This is a genomic window from Pseudomonas danubii, assembly GCF_042980055.1.
GTDB classification, from domain to species: Bacteria; Pseudomonadota; Gammaproteobacteria; order Pseudomonadales; family Pseudomonadaceae; genus Aquipseudomonas; species Aquipseudomonas danubii.
In genome coordinates this window covers 3602584-3616992 of record NZ_CP116502.1, presented here as the reverse complement: position 1 = coordinate 3616992, position 14409 = coordinate 3602584, and the positions used below count along the sequence as shown (strand labels likewise).

14 protein-coding genes are annotated in these 14409 nt (G+C 66.0%); 8 read left to right on the top strand and 6 right to left on the bottom strand.

The genetic code is table 11. The features are described from left to right. Window positions 1-32: 32 nt before the first annotated feature. The 3 genes from PFZ56_RS16745 to pedF are packed head-to-tail and all read right to left on the bottom strand — an operon-like array spanning window position 33 to window position 2154. Window positions 33-803, bottom strand: coding sequence for a quinoprotein dehydrogenase-associated SoxYZ-like carrier (locus PFZ56_RS16745; RefSeq protein WP_170004977.1), 771 nt, complete (start codon window positions 801-803; stop codon window positions 33-35). 8 nt (window positions 804-811) lie between these two features. Beyond that, window positions 812-1687: an ABC transporter substrate-binding protein gene (locus PFZ56_RS16740; RefSeq protein WP_170004979.1), complete on the bottom strand. Its 876-nt coding sequence runs from the start codon at window positions 1685-1687 to the stop codon at window positions 812-814. Window positions 1688-1692: 5 nt separating this feature from the next. Next, window positions 1693-2154: a cytochrome c-550 PedF gene (gene pedF, locus PFZ56_RS16735; RefSeq protein WP_102861878.1), complete on the bottom strand. Its 462-nt coding sequence runs from the start codon at window positions 2152-2154 to the stop codon at window positions 1693-1695. Window positions 2155-2407: 253 nt separating this feature from the next. On the opposite strand from pedF, the gene exaA reads away from it, so the two are divergent. Together exaA and PFZ56_RS16725 are read left to right on the top strand one after the other, a co-directional pair. Further along, window positions 2408-4294, top strand: coding sequence for a quinoprotein ethanol dehydrogenase (exaA, locus tag PFZ56_RS16730; RefSeq protein WP_170004981.1), 1887 nt, complete (start codon window positions 2408-2410; stop codon window positions 4292-4294). Between the two features lie 208 nt (window positions 4295-4502). Then, the gene (locus PFZ56_RS16725) at window positions 4503-5162 is read left to right on the top strand and encodes a pentapeptide repeat-containing protein (RefSeq protein ID WP_170004983.1); all 660 of its coding nucleotides are present in this window, start codon (window positions 4503-4505) and stop codon (window positions 5160-5162) included. A 990-nt stretch (window positions 5163-6152) separates the two neighbouring features. Here PFZ56_RS16725 and PFZ56_RS16720 read toward each other — a convergent pair. The 3 genes from PFZ56_RS16720 to PFZ56_RS16710 are packed head-to-tail and all read right to left on the bottom strand — an operon-like array spanning window position 6153 to window position 8187. Next, complete coding sequence (locus tag PFZ56_RS16720; protein ID WP_110653772.1) at window positions 6153-6791, bottom strand: response regulator transcription factor; 639 nt, start codon at window positions 6789-6791, stop codon at window positions 6153-6155. Then, entirely contained in the window at window positions 6791-8062 is a 1272-nt protein-coding gene (locus PFZ56_RS16715; RefSeq protein WP_170004125.1) for a HAMP domain-containing sensor histidine kinase, read from the bottom strand. Before PFZ56_RS16715 ends, PFZ56_RS16720 begins: the two co-directional genes overlap by 1 nt. Window positions 8063-8064: 2 nt before the next feature. Next, on the bottom strand, window positions 8065-8187 hold the full coding sequence (locus PFZ56_RS16710; RefSeq protein WP_258010305.1) for a hypothetical protein: 123 nt from the start codon (window positions 8185-8187) through the stop codon (window positions 8065-8067). Between the two features lie 191 nt (window positions 8188-8378). Here PFZ56_RS16710 and PFZ56_RS16705 point away from each other — a divergent pair, with 191 nt between their 5' ends. From PFZ56_RS16705 to PFZ56_RS16680, 6 genes are all read left to right on the top strand, one after another. Then, on the top strand, window positions 8379-9563 hold the full coding sequence (locus PFZ56_RS16705; protein ID WP_170004127.1) for an ABC transporter substrate-binding protein: 1185 nt from the start codon (window positions 8379-8381) through the stop codon (window positions 9561-9563). A gap of 30 nt (window positions 9564-9593) precedes the next feature. Then, entirely contained in the window at window positions 9594-10568 is a 975-nt protein-coding gene (locus PFZ56_RS16700) for a YVTN family beta-propeller repeat protein (RefSeq protein ID WP_123392776.1), read from the top strand. Beyond that, entirely contained in the window at window positions 10565-11323 is a 759-nt protein-coding gene (locus PFZ56_RS16695; RefSeq protein ID WP_170004129.1) for an ABC transporter ATP-binding protein, read from the top strand. The genes PFZ56_RS16700 and PFZ56_RS16695 overlap by 4 nt, the downstream gene beginning before the upstream one ends. Then, the gene (locus tag PFZ56_RS16690) at window positions 11320-12114 is read left to right on the top strand and encodes an ABC transporter permease (protein ID WP_060838512.1); all 795 of its coding nucleotides are present in this window, start codon (window positions 11320-11322) and stop codon (window positions 12112-12114) included. Before PFZ56_RS16695 ends, PFZ56_RS16690 begins: the two co-directional genes overlap by 4 nt. A 590-nt stretch (window positions 12115-12704) precedes the next feature. Next, window positions 12705-13247, top strand: a complete 543-nt coding sequence (locus PFZ56_RS16685) for a PQQ-dependent catabolism-associated CXXCW motif protein (RefSeq protein ID WP_170004131.1) — start codon at window positions 12705-12707, stop codon at window positions 13245-13247. A 46-nt stretch (window positions 13248-13293) separates the two neighbouring features. Then, window positions 13294-13959 (top strand): response regulator transcription factor, encoded by a 666-nt coding sequence (locus PFZ56_RS16680; RefSeq protein ID WP_102880312.1) that lies wholly within the window; start codon window positions 13294-13296, stop codon window positions 13957-13959. Window positions 13960-14409: the final 450 nt, after the last annotated feature.

The window sequence follows — 14409 nt, the reverse complement described above, 5'->3', positions numbered from 1 at the left end:
GCGCCTCGGCTCGGGTGGGTCAAAGGATGCGGTCAGGGCAGCTTGGCCTCGAACTGATTGCCGCTGTTGTCGCGCAACAGCAAGCGGGTCTGCCCCGGCCCCTGGATATCGAACCCCAGGTTGGGGTTTTCGCTGACCGCCGGGAACAGTTCGAGGCTGGCCAGGCGCTGGTCGTTCTGGTCGCGCAGTTCGGCGTGGTTGAGGAAGAACTCAGGGATGCCGCTGACCAGGCCGTTGTCCATCGGATGGGAGACTTGCAGGCGCAGGCGGCTGGCATCACCCCGGGGATAACGCCCGCCCAGCACCTCACCGATGTGCTCTTCCCAACCCGGCTGGGTGCGTACCACGCTGGGGGCAGTGCAACCGCCACCGGCGGCATCGATCAGGGTCGAGCCCACGTGCCACAGGCCATCGCGGGTCAGCACCGCGGCGCGCAGCGGCGTGGCCTGCTCGATGCGGATGCGGATCGACAGCCAGGGCAGCACCCGCTCCCCCGGCTCGAAATCGACGATGCGCGGCAAGGGGTTGAGCTCGGCCCAGGCGAGGATGCGCACCACCTCGCCGGTAAAGGCCCGGGCGTCGATCTCCAGCGGCACCTGCCGCGCATCCTCGGCAAAGGGCGGCGCCAGCAGCTTGACCCGGTCATCGAAGACGAACGCGGCATCGCCCAGCAATTGCTTGTGGTAGAAGGCCCACATCACCGAGGGCACCGGGTCGACGCCCGGGCCTTGCGGATCGGCGGCCAGCGCCGGGGTCGCCAAGGGCAGCCAGCACGCCAACAGACAGGTCGCTCGCCAGTTCATCGCAGCTCCTATTGATACATCTGTGGGACCTCGTAACGCAGGCCATAACGGGCGTACAGCGCCTGCAGGCGACCGTCGCGGATCAGCCCTTCCAGAGCCTCCTCCACGGCATAGGCCAGCTGGCGGTTGCTTTCATGCACCGCCATGCCGATCTCCCACACTTGCTTGCCCATGTTCGGGTAGGCGTTTTCCGCCAGGGCCAACTGCGGATCAGCGGCCTTATGCAACTGCCAGTCGATCTCGCCGCGCATGGCCATCACCGCGTCCACCTGCCCGGCCCGCAAGGCGCCGAAGGCCTGCTGCACGCTGGGGTAATGGTGGGTCTTGGCACTGAGCATGCCGTTGAACACCGAGGTCAGGTAGAACGACGGCACGCTGTCCACCTCGACGCCAATGGGGTGCTGCTGGAACACCGCGACACTGGCCACCGCATCCAGCCGGCGGCGGTCGAATGCCACCTGCCAGCGCTCCTCCTGATAGGGGCCGAACATCACCACGTGGTCGTTGGTCAGCTCGCCCAGTTCGTTGCGCTTTTGCGCAAAGTCGTGGTCGTAGGGCACGCGCATCATCAGGTCGGCCAACTGCTGCTGACGCAGCGGACTGCCGCGCCAGATGTAGTCGCGCAAATCGTCGTCGAGCTTCTCCCCCGGCGGCGCCCAGATCAGTTGCAGGCGCACCCCCAGGGCCTCGGCCAGGGCTTGCGCCAGCTCCACATCGACACCCCGCGGCTGGCCCTGATCCTCGAAGCTGTAGGGGGCAAAATCCTGGTACACCGCCACCTTCAACTCACCGGAGGCGATCATCGTGTCGTAGTTGCGCACCTCGGCCTGGGCCGTGGCGCAACACAGCAGCAGGCCACTGAGGAACACGCCGAGGCGGCCCATGGCGATCACTCCTCGACGCGCACGCTGTCCAGGTAGGTGCGCACCGCCCACAGGGCTTCCTGACTCAGGTAGTCGGCCATCTTCGGCATGTACACCCGGCCATCGCGCACCGCGCCGTGGCGCACCCGTTCGACGAACCATTCATCCCCGGCTTCGCCGGCATCGAGCATGCGCAGGTCCGGGGCAATACCGCCGGACTTGGCTTCCAGGCCATGGCAGGCGGCGCAGTTCTGGTTGTAGGCCGAGGCACCGATTTCCACTGCCTTGTCGCGCTCGGGCGAGGTGCGATAAGGGTTGACTGCGGCCCAGCCGTCGCCATCGAGGCTCACTCCAGCGTCCTTGATCGGCGTCAGGCCCTGGGTTTCCACCGCCTGGGGCACCACGTTGCCATGGGCCCATACAGCGCCGGTGGCCAAGGCACCGGTCAGCAGCCCTACCGCGAGCAAGGCGTTGCGTTTTGTTGTCATTGTTATGCCCTCAAGATTGCACGCAAGACCTCGCTACAGAGGCCATGGCGCCATCTTAGAAACAGCCGGCGGGCGGCCGTATGCTGCTTTGGTGGTCGCGTCCTACTCCCTTGGTAGTAGGGCTTGTGGCGCGGGCCTAAATCAGGTGCCGCCCGGGAACTTTTCCCGGCAAAGGCGGGACTTTTTCCGTATCTCAAAGCGCGTCCCGCGGCAGACCCTAGTCAGGCCAAAACCTCCACTGGGAACTGCAACCATGACAATAAGATCGCTACCCGCCCTCTCCCCCCTGAGCCTGGCCATGCTGCTGGCCGCCAGCCTGTCCTTGAGCACGGCGGCCACAGCGGCCACCGCCCCGGCGGCACCTGCCAGCAAGAACGTCACCTGGGAAGACATCGCCAACGACCACCTGACCACCAAGGACGTGCTGCAGTACGGCATGGGCACCAACGCCCAGCGCTGGAGCCCCCTGGCCCAGGTCAACGACAAGAACGTGTTCAAGCTGACCCCGGCCTGGTCCTACTCCTTCGGCGACGAGAAGCAGCGCGGCCAGGAATCCCAGGCCATCGTCCGCGACGGCGTGGTCTACGTCACCGGCTCCTACTCGCGGGTGTTCGCCCTGGACGCCAAGACCGGCAAACGCCTGTGGACCTACAACCACCGCCTGCCGGACAACATTCGTCCGTGCTGCGATGTGGTCAACCGCGGCGCGGCGATCTACGGCGACAAGATCTACTTCGGCACCCTCGACGCCCGGGTCATCGCCCTGGACAAGAACACCGGCAAGGTGGTGTGGAACAAGAAATTCGGCGACCACAGCGCCGGCTACACCATGACCGGCGCCCCAGTGCTGATCAAAGACAAGACCAGCGGCAAGGTGCTGCTGATCCACGGCAGCTCCGGCGACGAATTCGGCGTGGTCGGCCAGCTGTTCGCCCGCGACCCGGACACCGGCGAAGAGGTGTGGATGCGGCCCTTCGTCGAAGGTCACATGGGCCGCCTCAACGGCAAGGACAGCACCCCCACCGGCGACGTCAAGGCGCCGTCCTGGCCCGACGACAAGACCACCGAAACCGGCAAGGTCGAAGCCTGGAGCCACGGCGGCGGCGCCCCTTGGCAGAGCGCCAGCTTCGATGCCGAAACCAACACCATCATCGTCGGCGCCGGCAACCCCGGCCCGTGGAACACCTGGGCGCGGACCTCGAAAGACGGCAACCCCCACGACTACGACAGCCTCTACACCTCGGGCCAGGTCGGCGTCGACCCGAGCACCGGCGAAGTGAAATGGTTCTACCAGCACACGCCGAACGACGCCTGGGACTTCTCCGGCAACAACGAACTGGTGCTGTTCGACTACAAGAACAAGGACGGCAAAGTGGTCAAGGCCACCGGCCACGCCGACCGCAACGGCTTCTTCTACGTGGTGGACCGCAACAACGGCAAACTGCAGAACGCCTTCCCCTTCGTCGACAACATCACCTGGGCCAGCCACATCGACCTCAAGACCGGCCGCCCCGTGGAAAACGAAGGCCAGCGTCCGGCCAAGCCGCTGCCGGGTGAAACCAAGGGCAAGCCGGTGGAAGTCTCGCCGCCGTTCCTGGGTGGCAAGAACTGGAACCCCATGGCCTACAGCCAGGACACCGGGTTGTTCTACATCCCCGGCAACCAGTGGAAGGAGGAGTACTGGACCGAGGAAGTGAACTACAAGAAAGGCTCGGCCTACCTGGGGATGGGCTTCCGCATCAAGCGCATGTACGACGACCACGTCGGCACCCTGCGCGCCATGGACCCCACCACCGGCAAACTGGTGTGGGAACACAAGGAGCAGCTGCCACTGTGGGCCGGCGTCTTGGCGACCAAGGGCAACCTGGTGTTCACCGGCACCGGCGATGGCTTCTTCAAGGCCTTCGACGCCAAGACCGGCAAGGAGCTGTGGAAATTCCAGACCGGCAGCGGCATCGTCTCGCCGCCCATCACCTGGGAGCAGGATGGCGAGCAGTACATCGGCGTGACCGTGGGCTACGGCGGCGCGGTGCCGCTGTGGGGTGGCGACATGGCCGAACTGACCAAGCCGGTGGCCCAAGGCGGTTCGTTCTGGGTGTTCAAGATCCCGAGTTGGGATAACAAGACCGCCCAGCGCTGACCTTCACCGCCCTATCTGTAGCGAGGGAGCTTGCTCCTGCTGGGCCGCGCTGGCGCATCAGCGCGCAGCGGCCCCGAAACCCGCCCCGGGATGTGCCAGACACACCCCGGGGGCCGGGTTCTGGACGGCTACGACCCCAGGGCGCCGGTCGACCGGGAGCCCGCCTTCTCGCCACACCCGTCTTCACTCCCGCCTGGAGCACCGCACCATGAACTACCTGCCCCTTGTCCTGCTGTTGAGCCTGTCCCCCGCCTTCGCGGTGAACATCGACGACGACGGCAACGACGTCCCCCTGACCATCAACGGCTGCCTGATTGCCGAAGCCAGCCAATGCCCCGGCGCCAACCTGCGCGGCGCCAACCTGGCCAACCAGGACCTGCGCAAGATGAACCTGGCCGGAGCCGACCTCTCCGGCGCCGACCTGCGCCATGCCCAGCTGGACCTGGCCAATTTGGAAAAAGCCCGCCTGCAAGGCGCCAACCTGACCCGTGCCAGCCTGCAACAGAGCAACCTGCGGCTGGCGGACTTTACCGACGCCAAGCTGATGGCCATTCAGGGCTGGGGCCTGTTTGCCCAGGGCGCGCAATTCGAGAATGCCAACCTCAGCGCGGCCTATCTGCAATTTGCCCGGCTGTCCGGGGCCAAGCTGCACCGGGCCAACCTGCAGGCCGCGGATTTGGAGATGGCCTGGTTGAGCAAGGCGGATCTGCAAGGGGCCAATCTGACGGATGCCAATCTGCAGGAGGCCAAGTTGGGTGAGAGCAATCTGGAACGCGCCGATTTGCGCGGGGCGCGGCAGCATTATGGGAATTTTCAGGATGCCAATATGGAGGGGTGCCAGGGGTGTCCGGGGACTTGGGATAAGTAGGGGGATGGGGGCATATCCGGTGCTGTGGGTGTGGCCGCTGGCGGTTCTGCTTTTACAGCGGGGGTTGGGTACATATCCGGTGCTGCGGGTGTAGCCACTTATGGTTCCGCTCTTACAGCGGGGGGTTGGGTACATATCCGTTCCTGCGGGTGCGGCCGCTGGCGGTTCCGCTCTTACAGCGGCTCACTTTTGAAGAGCGCAAAAGTAAGCAAAACGCTCTGCCCCTCCACTCGGTGCCTCGCCTAGGCTCGGCATGCCCTCACTCCGGCATTGATCCGTGGGCCGCCGCCACCGGCCATCCATGGCCGGGTGGCGGCTAACCCGGCATCCCTGCCGGGTTACCCACGGCTCAATGCCTGCGTTCGGCCATCGTGGTTAACGGGGCGCTCAGATCAAAATCAAAAGCAAGATCAAAATCTGACGGCGGCCTGCCGGCCGGCCTGTTTCATTGCCGTTCGCGTTAATGTAGCCGCTGCCGAAGGCTGCGAACGCTCTGGGCGGCACTCCGTCGCAGGAGACGCTAAACCTGCCTCCCCGATATTCCTGACATATTGCGTCGCCCTCTTTCGCAGCCTTCGGCAGCGGCTACAAAGAGCCAGCCTGCGCACCTTGGCTTTGGCTTTTGATCTTGCTCTTGATCTTGATCTTCCGGCCCCTTCCCAGCTGGCCGAGCGTAGGCATTGCGTAGGGGGCAGCTCGGCATGGATGCCGAGCTAGCCGCCACCCGGCCATGGATGGCCGGTTGGCGGCGGGCCCCCGGAGCAATGCCGGAGAGAGGGCACCCCGAGCCCCAGCGAGGGGCCCATGGAGGGGCAAGCGTTTTTGGTTCCTTTTTAGGCGTTTGTAAAAAGGGACTCGCCGTAAGGGCGAAACCCTAAGTCGCCACACCCGCAGCAACGGATATGTACTCCGCCCCCCATCGCCATAAAAACGAAACCGCCAGCGGCCGTTACCGCAGCAACGGATACGCCCTCAATCCCCTCAATCCCCTCACCCCGCCACCCGCACCACCCCCATATCAATCCCCAAATGCACCAACTCCGCATGGGAGCTGACCTGCAGCTTGCTCTTGAGCAACGTCAAATGGTTGGACACAGTCTTGGCGCTGATGCACAGCTGCTCGGCAATCACCCGCGCCGGGGTGCCCTTGGCCAGCATCACGAAGATCTCCAGCTCGCGCTGGGTCATGCTCTGCAAACGCGGGTCGCTGGCGTTCTGCGCCGGGGTGCAGGCCAGCTGCGTGGCCAGGGGCTGTTCGATGTAGGCATGCCCGGCCAGCACGCGGTGCACCGCTTCGATCAGCACCTGGGGCGCGGAGTTCTTGGTCAGGTAACCCGAGGCACCCGCCTCCAGGGCCTGGCGCACCAGGGGCAGTTCGTCGTGCATGCTGAAAAACAGCACCCGCAGCTGCGGCAGACGCTGGCGCAGGCGGCGGGTGGTCTCCAGGCCGCTGATGCCCGGCAGGCCGAAATCCATGATCACCAGGTTCGGCACTTCTTCGGCGACCCGGGCCAGGGCCTCTTCGCCGCTGGCGGCTTCGCGCACCTGCATCGCCGGCAGCACTGCCCGCAGCAGGCTGGCGTAACCCTGGCGGACCACGGCGTGGTCATCCACCAACAAGATGTTCATCAGGCCTCCATGGGCATCTTCAGGGGCATGTTCAAGGCCAGCGCCCAACCGGCGCCGGGACGGCTGAGGATGTGCAGTTCGCCCCCCAGGCTGCGGGCCCGTTCGGCCATCGAGTGCAGGCCGACGCCGGGGCGCTGGGGCTGGCGCGCGCCGCAACCGTTGTCGCGCACCAGCAGGCGCAGGCCCCGGGCGCTGCGTTGCAGGCGCACCCGTACCTGGCTGGCATCGGCGTGCCGGGCGACATTGGTCAGCGCTTCTTGCAGCAGGCGGTAGAGGTGGGTCTTGCTCGCGTCGGGCAACGCTGGCAGGTCGGCGCCGACCCGCAATTGGCAGTCGATGCCCTGGCTGTCCTGCCATTGGCTCACCAGCAGGCCGAAGGCTTCGGCCAGTGGCAGGTGCTGCAGCACTACCGGGTACAGGTCCTGCACCAGGGCGCGAAAGCCTTGCTGCAAGCGCTCGCAGTTGAGCTCCAGGGCCTGGGCCGTGTGCTCCACCACCGTGGGCTGGTTGCTGACCATGCGCAGCAGGCAGGCCTGGGCGCGGATGCCCGCCAGGTATTGCCCGAGGTCGTCGTGCAGGGTCTGCGCCAGGTAGGTGCGCTCGCGCTCTTGCACCGCCAGCAGGGCCTGGGTCAGTTGGGTGTTGTCGGCGCGGGTCTGTTCCAGGGTCGCGGTCATGCGGTTGAAGTGTCCGGCCAGTTGTCGCGCTTCCGGCAGGCCGGCTTCGCGCAGGCGCACCGCCAGTTGCCCGCCGGATACTTGCTGCAAGGCCCGCAACAGGTCATCCAACAGGCCCATGCCGCGGCGTACTGCCCAGCGGATGGTCAGCAGGCTCAGGAGCAAGGCCAGGCCGCACAGGCTCAGCAGCTGTTGCAGGGAATCCCAGACTTCGTCGATCTCATCCCGCGCGTCCACGGCGATCAGCACCCGGCGCCCGTCGCCCAGGTCCAGTTCGCGGGCGTTGTGGCGGCGCTCGCTGAACAACTGGCGGCCGAGCCAGGCATCCAGCCCGGCCTGCTCGGGCATCCGCGCAGCCTCGTCCGGTGCCAGCCAGTGCACCCGCACATGACGCAGGCTCTGGGTCAGGTGTGGTTGCAAGCCCGCCGGGTTGCGCTCGGCGCTGTCGCTCAAGTACTCCACCACCGCTGCGGCGGACTGCAATTCACGTTCGACATCGGCCACCGCCTGATGCAGCAGCAAACCGGCGCAGGCCAGGGTCACCACGGCAAAGAACGCCGTGACCCACAGGTTGATCCGCCACAGCGCCGACATGCCTAGCGCCCCGGAACCAAGGGCACCGCCAGGGGCAGGACCGGACGCGGGCCGTGCAGACGATCGACGCCGATCAGGCTGAGGATCAGCAGCAAGGGCAGGAGCAGCACTTTGATGATGCGCATGGGCGTCTCTCTCAAGGTTCGGGCTCAGGGCTCGGGGCGGGTTCAGGCCAGGGTCGGGGCCGCTGGGACCATGCTAAGACCGCCGCACCCGCGCCGGGCTACTACCTTGGTACTGCCCGAGCGCTACTTTCTGCATATTTCCCCGCCCCGACGCTGTTCCTATGCTGGCGCCACCTGCCGTGGAGTGCCTTATGCACCAGCCTGCCCCGCTTATCCTGACCTGCCTGCTGGCCCTGACCTCGGCCCTGTTGCCCCTGGCCGCGAGCCAGGCCAGCGAGGACACCTTGCAGGTGCGCATCGGCTACCTGGGCTATCGCCCCGATCCCGGCCCGCTGCTGTCCAATATCATCCCCGAGCCCGCCGACAGCGGGCTGCAAGGCGCGCAGTTGGCGATTGTCGACAGCAACAGCACCGGGCGCTTTCTCAAGCAGCAGTTCCAGCTCGACAGCGTCAGCGTCGACAGCCCCGAGGCACTGCTGCAAGCCGCCAAGGCCCAGCACGACCAGGGCCTGCGGCTGTTCGTGGTGAATGCCCCGGCGGCCAGCCTGCGGGAACTGTCCGCCGCCCTGCCCGACAGTCTCTTGTTCAACGCCGGCAGCCCCGACGACGCCCTGCGCAGCAGCCAGTGCCTGGGCAACGTGCTGCACAGCCTGCCCGGCCGGGCGATGCTGGCCGACGCCCTGGTGCAGTTCATGGTGCTGCGCAAATGGCAGCGGGCCTTGCTCATCGTCGGCCAGACCGACGATGACCGGGCCTACGCCGACGCCTTGCGCCGGGCCACCCAGCGCTTCGGCGTGAAGCTGGTCGCCGAGAAAGACTGGAGCTTCGACAACGACCAGCGCCGCAGCGCCCAGGCCGACATGCCGCTGTTCACCCAGACCGCCGAATACGACGTGGTGCTGGTGGCCGACGAGCGCGGCGACTTCGGCGAGTATCTGCCCTACCAGACCTGGTTCCCGCGCCCGGTGGCCGGCACCCAGGGCCTGACCCCCACCGGCTGGCACAAGAGCGTCGAGACCTTCGGCGCCGCGCAGTTGCAAAAGCGCTTCGAAGCCCAGGCCGGGCGCTGGATGAACGACCGCGACTTCGCCGCCTGGATGGCCGTGCGCAGCGTCGCCAGCGCGGTGAGCAAACTGCGTCAGGCCGACCCTCGGGCCCTGCAGACGCTGCTGCTCAGCGACCAGTTGCCCCTGGACGGCTTCAAGGGCCGCAAGCTCAGCTACCGGCCGTGGAACGGCGAACTGCGTCAACCCATTCCCCTGGTGCAACCCCGAGCCCTGGTCAGCACTTCGCCCCAGGACGGTTTCCTGCACCCCTTCAACGAAATGGACAGCCTGGGCTACGACCGCCCCGAAGTGACCTGCCGCTACCCCTGATCCCATAACCACAACAACAAGGAATCCGCCATGCGCCGCCCTCTTCTCTGCCGCTCCGCCCTCTGCGCGGGCCTGCTGCTCGCCGCCGGGCACGCCATGGCCGCCACGGCCTGGGTGTCCAATGAAAAGGACAACAGCCTGAGCCTGATCGACCTGCAGACCCTGGAAGTCACCGAGACCCTGCCGGTGGGCCAGCGCCCGCGGGGGTTGCTGCTGTCCCATGACAATAAGCTGCTGTACATCTGCGCCAGCGATTCGGACCGGGTCCAGGTGATGGACGTGGCGACCCGCAAGATCATCAAGGAGCTGCCGTCCGGCAAGGACCCCGAGCAGTTCGCCCTGCACCCCAACAACCGCTGGCTGTACGTGTCCAACGAGGACGATGCGCTGGTCACCGTAATCGACACCGAGACCGCCAAGGTCCTCGGCCAGATCAACGTCGGGGTCGAACCCGAAGGCATGGCGGTGAGCCCCGATGGCAAGTGGGCGGTCAACACCAGCGAAACCACCAACATGCTGCACTGGATCGACACCAGCACCCAGACCCTGGCCGACAGCACCCTGGTGGACCAGCGCCCGCGCTTCGTCGAGTTCAACCAGGACGGCTCAAGGCTCTGGGCCTCGGCGGAAATCGGCGGCACCGTGACCATCCTCGACGTGGCCACGCGCCAGGTGCTCAAGACCCTGAACTTCAAGATCAAGGGCGTGCACCCGGACAAGGTGCAGCCGGTAGGGATCAAGCTCAGCGCCGACGGCAAGTACGCCTTCGTCGCCCTGGGCCCGGCCAACCATGTGGCGGTGATCGACGCCAAGACCTACGAGATCCTCGACTACCTGCTGGTGGGGCGGCGGGTCTGGCAGCTGGCATTCACCCCGGACCAGAGCCAGTTGCTGGCCACCAACGGGGTCAGCGGCGATGTTTCGGTGATCGACGTCAACAACCTCAAGGTGCTCAAGTCGGTGAAGGTCGGGCGCTATCCCTGGGGCGTGGTGGTGACCCCATGAACGCCCTGGAGGTCAGCCAGCTGAGCTTCGCCTACGGCCCGCGCCAGGCCCTCGATCAAGTCAGCCTGAGCCTGGCTCCCGGACGCTTTGCCGCCCTGCTGGGGCCCAACGGCGCCGGCAAGTCGACCCTGATCGCCCTGCTCACAAGGCTCTACGACCTGCAACAGGGCGACATCCGCGTCGGCGGCTGCTCGCTGCGCAACGCCGCCCGCGCCGCCCTGCGCCAGCTCGGCGTGGTGTTCCAGCAAAGTACCCTGGACCTGGACCTGAGCGTCGAGCAGAACCTGCACTACCACGCCGCGCTGCACGGTTTGTCGCGGCGCCAGGGGCAGGCGCGAATCGACGCCGAACTGGCGCGCCAGGGCTTGAGCGAACGGCGCCGGGACAGCGTCCGCGCCCTCAATGGCGGCCACCGCCGACGGGTGGAGATCGCCCGCGCCCTGCTGCACGAACCGCGCCTGCTACTGCTCGATGAAGCCAGCGCCGGCCTCGACCCGGCCAGCCGCCTGGCCCTCAACCGGCACATTCGCCAGCTGTGCCAGGAACAGCGCCTGAGCGTGCTCTGGACCACCCACCTGCTGGATGAAGTGCAGGCCGACGACCAGTTGCTGATCCTGCATCAGGGGCGCCTGGTGGCCAGTGGCGTGGCCAGCGCCATCAGTGAGGAACAGGGCGGCGACCTGGGCACGGCCTTCGCCCGCCTGACCCAGAATCCCCAGCCGCGCCCGGCCCCGATCGGAGAACCGCTCGCATGAACGCCTACTGGCAATGCCTGCGTGGCATCGTGCTGCGCGAATGGCTGCGCTTCGTGCTGCAACGCACGCGCTTTCTCAGCGCCCTGGTGCGACCGCTGCTGTGGCTGCTGGTGTTCGCCGCCGGCTTTCGCGCGGCCCTGGGCATCGCCATCATCGAACCCTACAGCACCTACATTCCCTACGAGGTCTACATCGTCCCAGGGCTGGCCTGCATGATCCTGCTGTTCAACGGCATGCAGGGCTCGCTGTCGATGGTCTACGACCGGGAAATGGGCAGCATGCGCGTGCTGCTCACCAGCCCCCTGCCCCGGGCCTTCCTGCTGGCCAGCAAGCTGTTGGCCACCTCATTGATCTCGCTGCTGCAGGTCTACGCCTTCCTCGCCGTGGCCTGGCTGTATGGCGTGCAACCGCCGGCCATGGGCCTGCTGGCAGCCCTGCCGGCCTTGCTGCTGGTGGCCCTGATGCTCAGCGCCCTGGGGTTGCTGCTGTCCAACGCCATCCGCCAGCTGGAGAACTTTGCCGGGGTGATGAACTTCGTGATCTTCCCGCTGTTCTTCCTCTCCTCGGCGCTGTACCCGCTGTGGAAGATGCTCGAAGCCAGCCCCTGGCTGTACTGGTTGTGCGCCCTCAACCCCTTCACCCACGCCGTGGAACTGGTGCGCTTCGCCCTGTATCAGCGCCTCAACCTCCTGGCCCTGGCCGTGTGCCTGGGCCTGACCCTGGTGTTCTCCCTGCTGGCGGTGCTGACCTTCAACCCGCAACACGCCGCCCTGCGCAAAAGCACCGCCTAGGTATCTCCAGATAAAGAGCCACTGTAGCCGCTGCCGAGCCTTGGGCGAGGCTGCGACAAGGGCCAAAGGCCCTTCCAGCAACCTGAAGTCCAGCGCATTCATCACAATCAACGCCATGGCGCTGCATCGACGCCCGTGGACTGTCCTGATGGACCGCGCCGGCAGGTCTGGCGTCTCCTCCGGAGCCGTTCGCAGCCTGCGGCAGCGGCTACACGAAGCCTTCTGCGCCCTGCAACTCCCACAATTCCTGCAATTCCTGTAGCCGCTGCCGAGCCTTCGGCGAGGCTGCGACAAGGGCCGCAGGACCTTCCAGCGATCCGAAGCCCCACGCGTTCATCGCGACCAACCCCAGGGCGGTGAATCGAGCCACGCGGGTTGTTCTGATAGACCGCATTGCCAGGTTTGTCGTCTCCTGCGTCGGAATGCCGCCCAAGCCGTTCGCAGCCTGCGGCAGCGGCTACAGACAAGCGCAAGAGCGTCGCCCAGCCAGGACCTACGACTTTGGTACTGCTTTTGCTGTCGATGGTCGCATTCACAAATGCCCCCGCGCTGGCATGTAATGGGCCCATAACAAGAAGGACAAAACCCTTATGCCCCGTGCCCTGCAGACCCTGGCCCTGCTCTCGCTGAGCCTGACCCTGGGAATGGCCCAAGCCGAGACTCCGCTGTTTTCCGCCGACGGCTATCGCACCCGCCTCTACCGCAGCCCGACGCCCACCCAGGTAGAGGCCGCGCAGATCATCGACACTCAAGGCTTGCAGGCCCTGCTCCAGCAGCAGCCCAAACCACTGCTGATCGACGTCTATCGCCGGCAATGGCTGCAAGGCCGCTTCATCGACAGCGAGCCCCACGCCAACCTGCCCGGCAGCCACTGGCTGGCCAACACCGGCGACGGCGAGCTGAGCCCAGAGTGGCAGCAGTACTTCAACCGCTACCTGCAACAGCTCAGCGCCGGTAATCGGCAACGACCGCTGGTCTTTTATTGCCGCGCCGATTGCTGGCTGAGCTGGAACGCGGTAAAACGCGCCGCAGCCTTGGGCTATACCTCCCTCTACTGGTATCGCGACGGCCTGGACGCCTGGGAGGCCGCCGGGTTGCCGGTGGTGGCGGCCCAGCCGGAAGCCTTTCCCTGAAGCCGCAAAAGCCCCCTGCACAATCACAATAACGAGGTGAAAGGCCATGTATAAAATTCTGATAGCCGACGATCACCCACTGTTTCGCGAAGCCATCCACAACGTCATCAGCGACGGATTTCCCGGCAGCGAGGTGATGGAAACCGCCGACCTGGACAGCGCCCTGGCCCTGACTCAGGAGCACGACGATCTGGACCTGATCCTGCTCGACCTGAACATGCCCGGCATGCACGGCCTCAACGGCCTGATCACCCTGCGCAACGAAGCGCCAACCATTCCGGTGGTGATCGTCTCCGCCGAGCAGGACAAGCAGATCGTGCTCCAGGCCATCACCTACGGCGCCGTCGGCTTCATCACCAAATCCTCGGCGCGCTCGCAGATGACCGACGCCATCGAACAGATCCTCAATGGCAACGTGTACCTGCCGCCGGACATCATCCGCACCCAGAAAAGCCAGCCGGGGCGGCGCAACAGCGAGACCCCAAGCTTTCCCCCGGAACTGCTGCAAGCCCTGACCCGCAAACAGCTCCTGGTACTGGAACGCATGACCAAGGGCGAGTCCAACAAACAGATCGCCTACACCCTGGACATTGCCGAAACCACAGTGAAGGCCCACGTCTCGGCGATTCTGCGCAAGCTCAACGTGCACAACCGGGTGCAAGCGATCCTCAGCGCCGGGGACATCGATTTCGGCGCCTACCTGCGCCGCTAACCCTCTGTAGCCGCTGCCGAGCCTTCGGCGAGGCTGCGACAAGGGCCGAAGGCCCTTCCAGCGATCTGAAGACCGGCGCATTCATTGCGACCAACGCCGTAGCAGTGAATCGGGGCACGCGGGTTGTTCTGGTAGACCGCGCTGCCAGGGTTGGCGTCTCCTGCGGAGCCGGGCGCAGCCTGCGGCAGCGGCTACATGAAGCCTTCCGCGCCCTGCAAGTCCTGTAGCCGCTGCCGAGCCTTCGGCGAGGCTGCGACAAGGGCCGAAGGCCCTTCCAGCGATCTGAAGACCGGCGCATTCATTGCGACCAACGCCATGGCGGTGAATCGGGTCACGCAGGTTGTTCTGATAGACCGCGTTGCCAGGGTTGGCGTCTCCTGCGGAGCCGGGCGCAGCCTGCGGCAGCGGCTACATGAAGCCTTCAACGCCCTGCAAGTCCTGTAGCCGCTG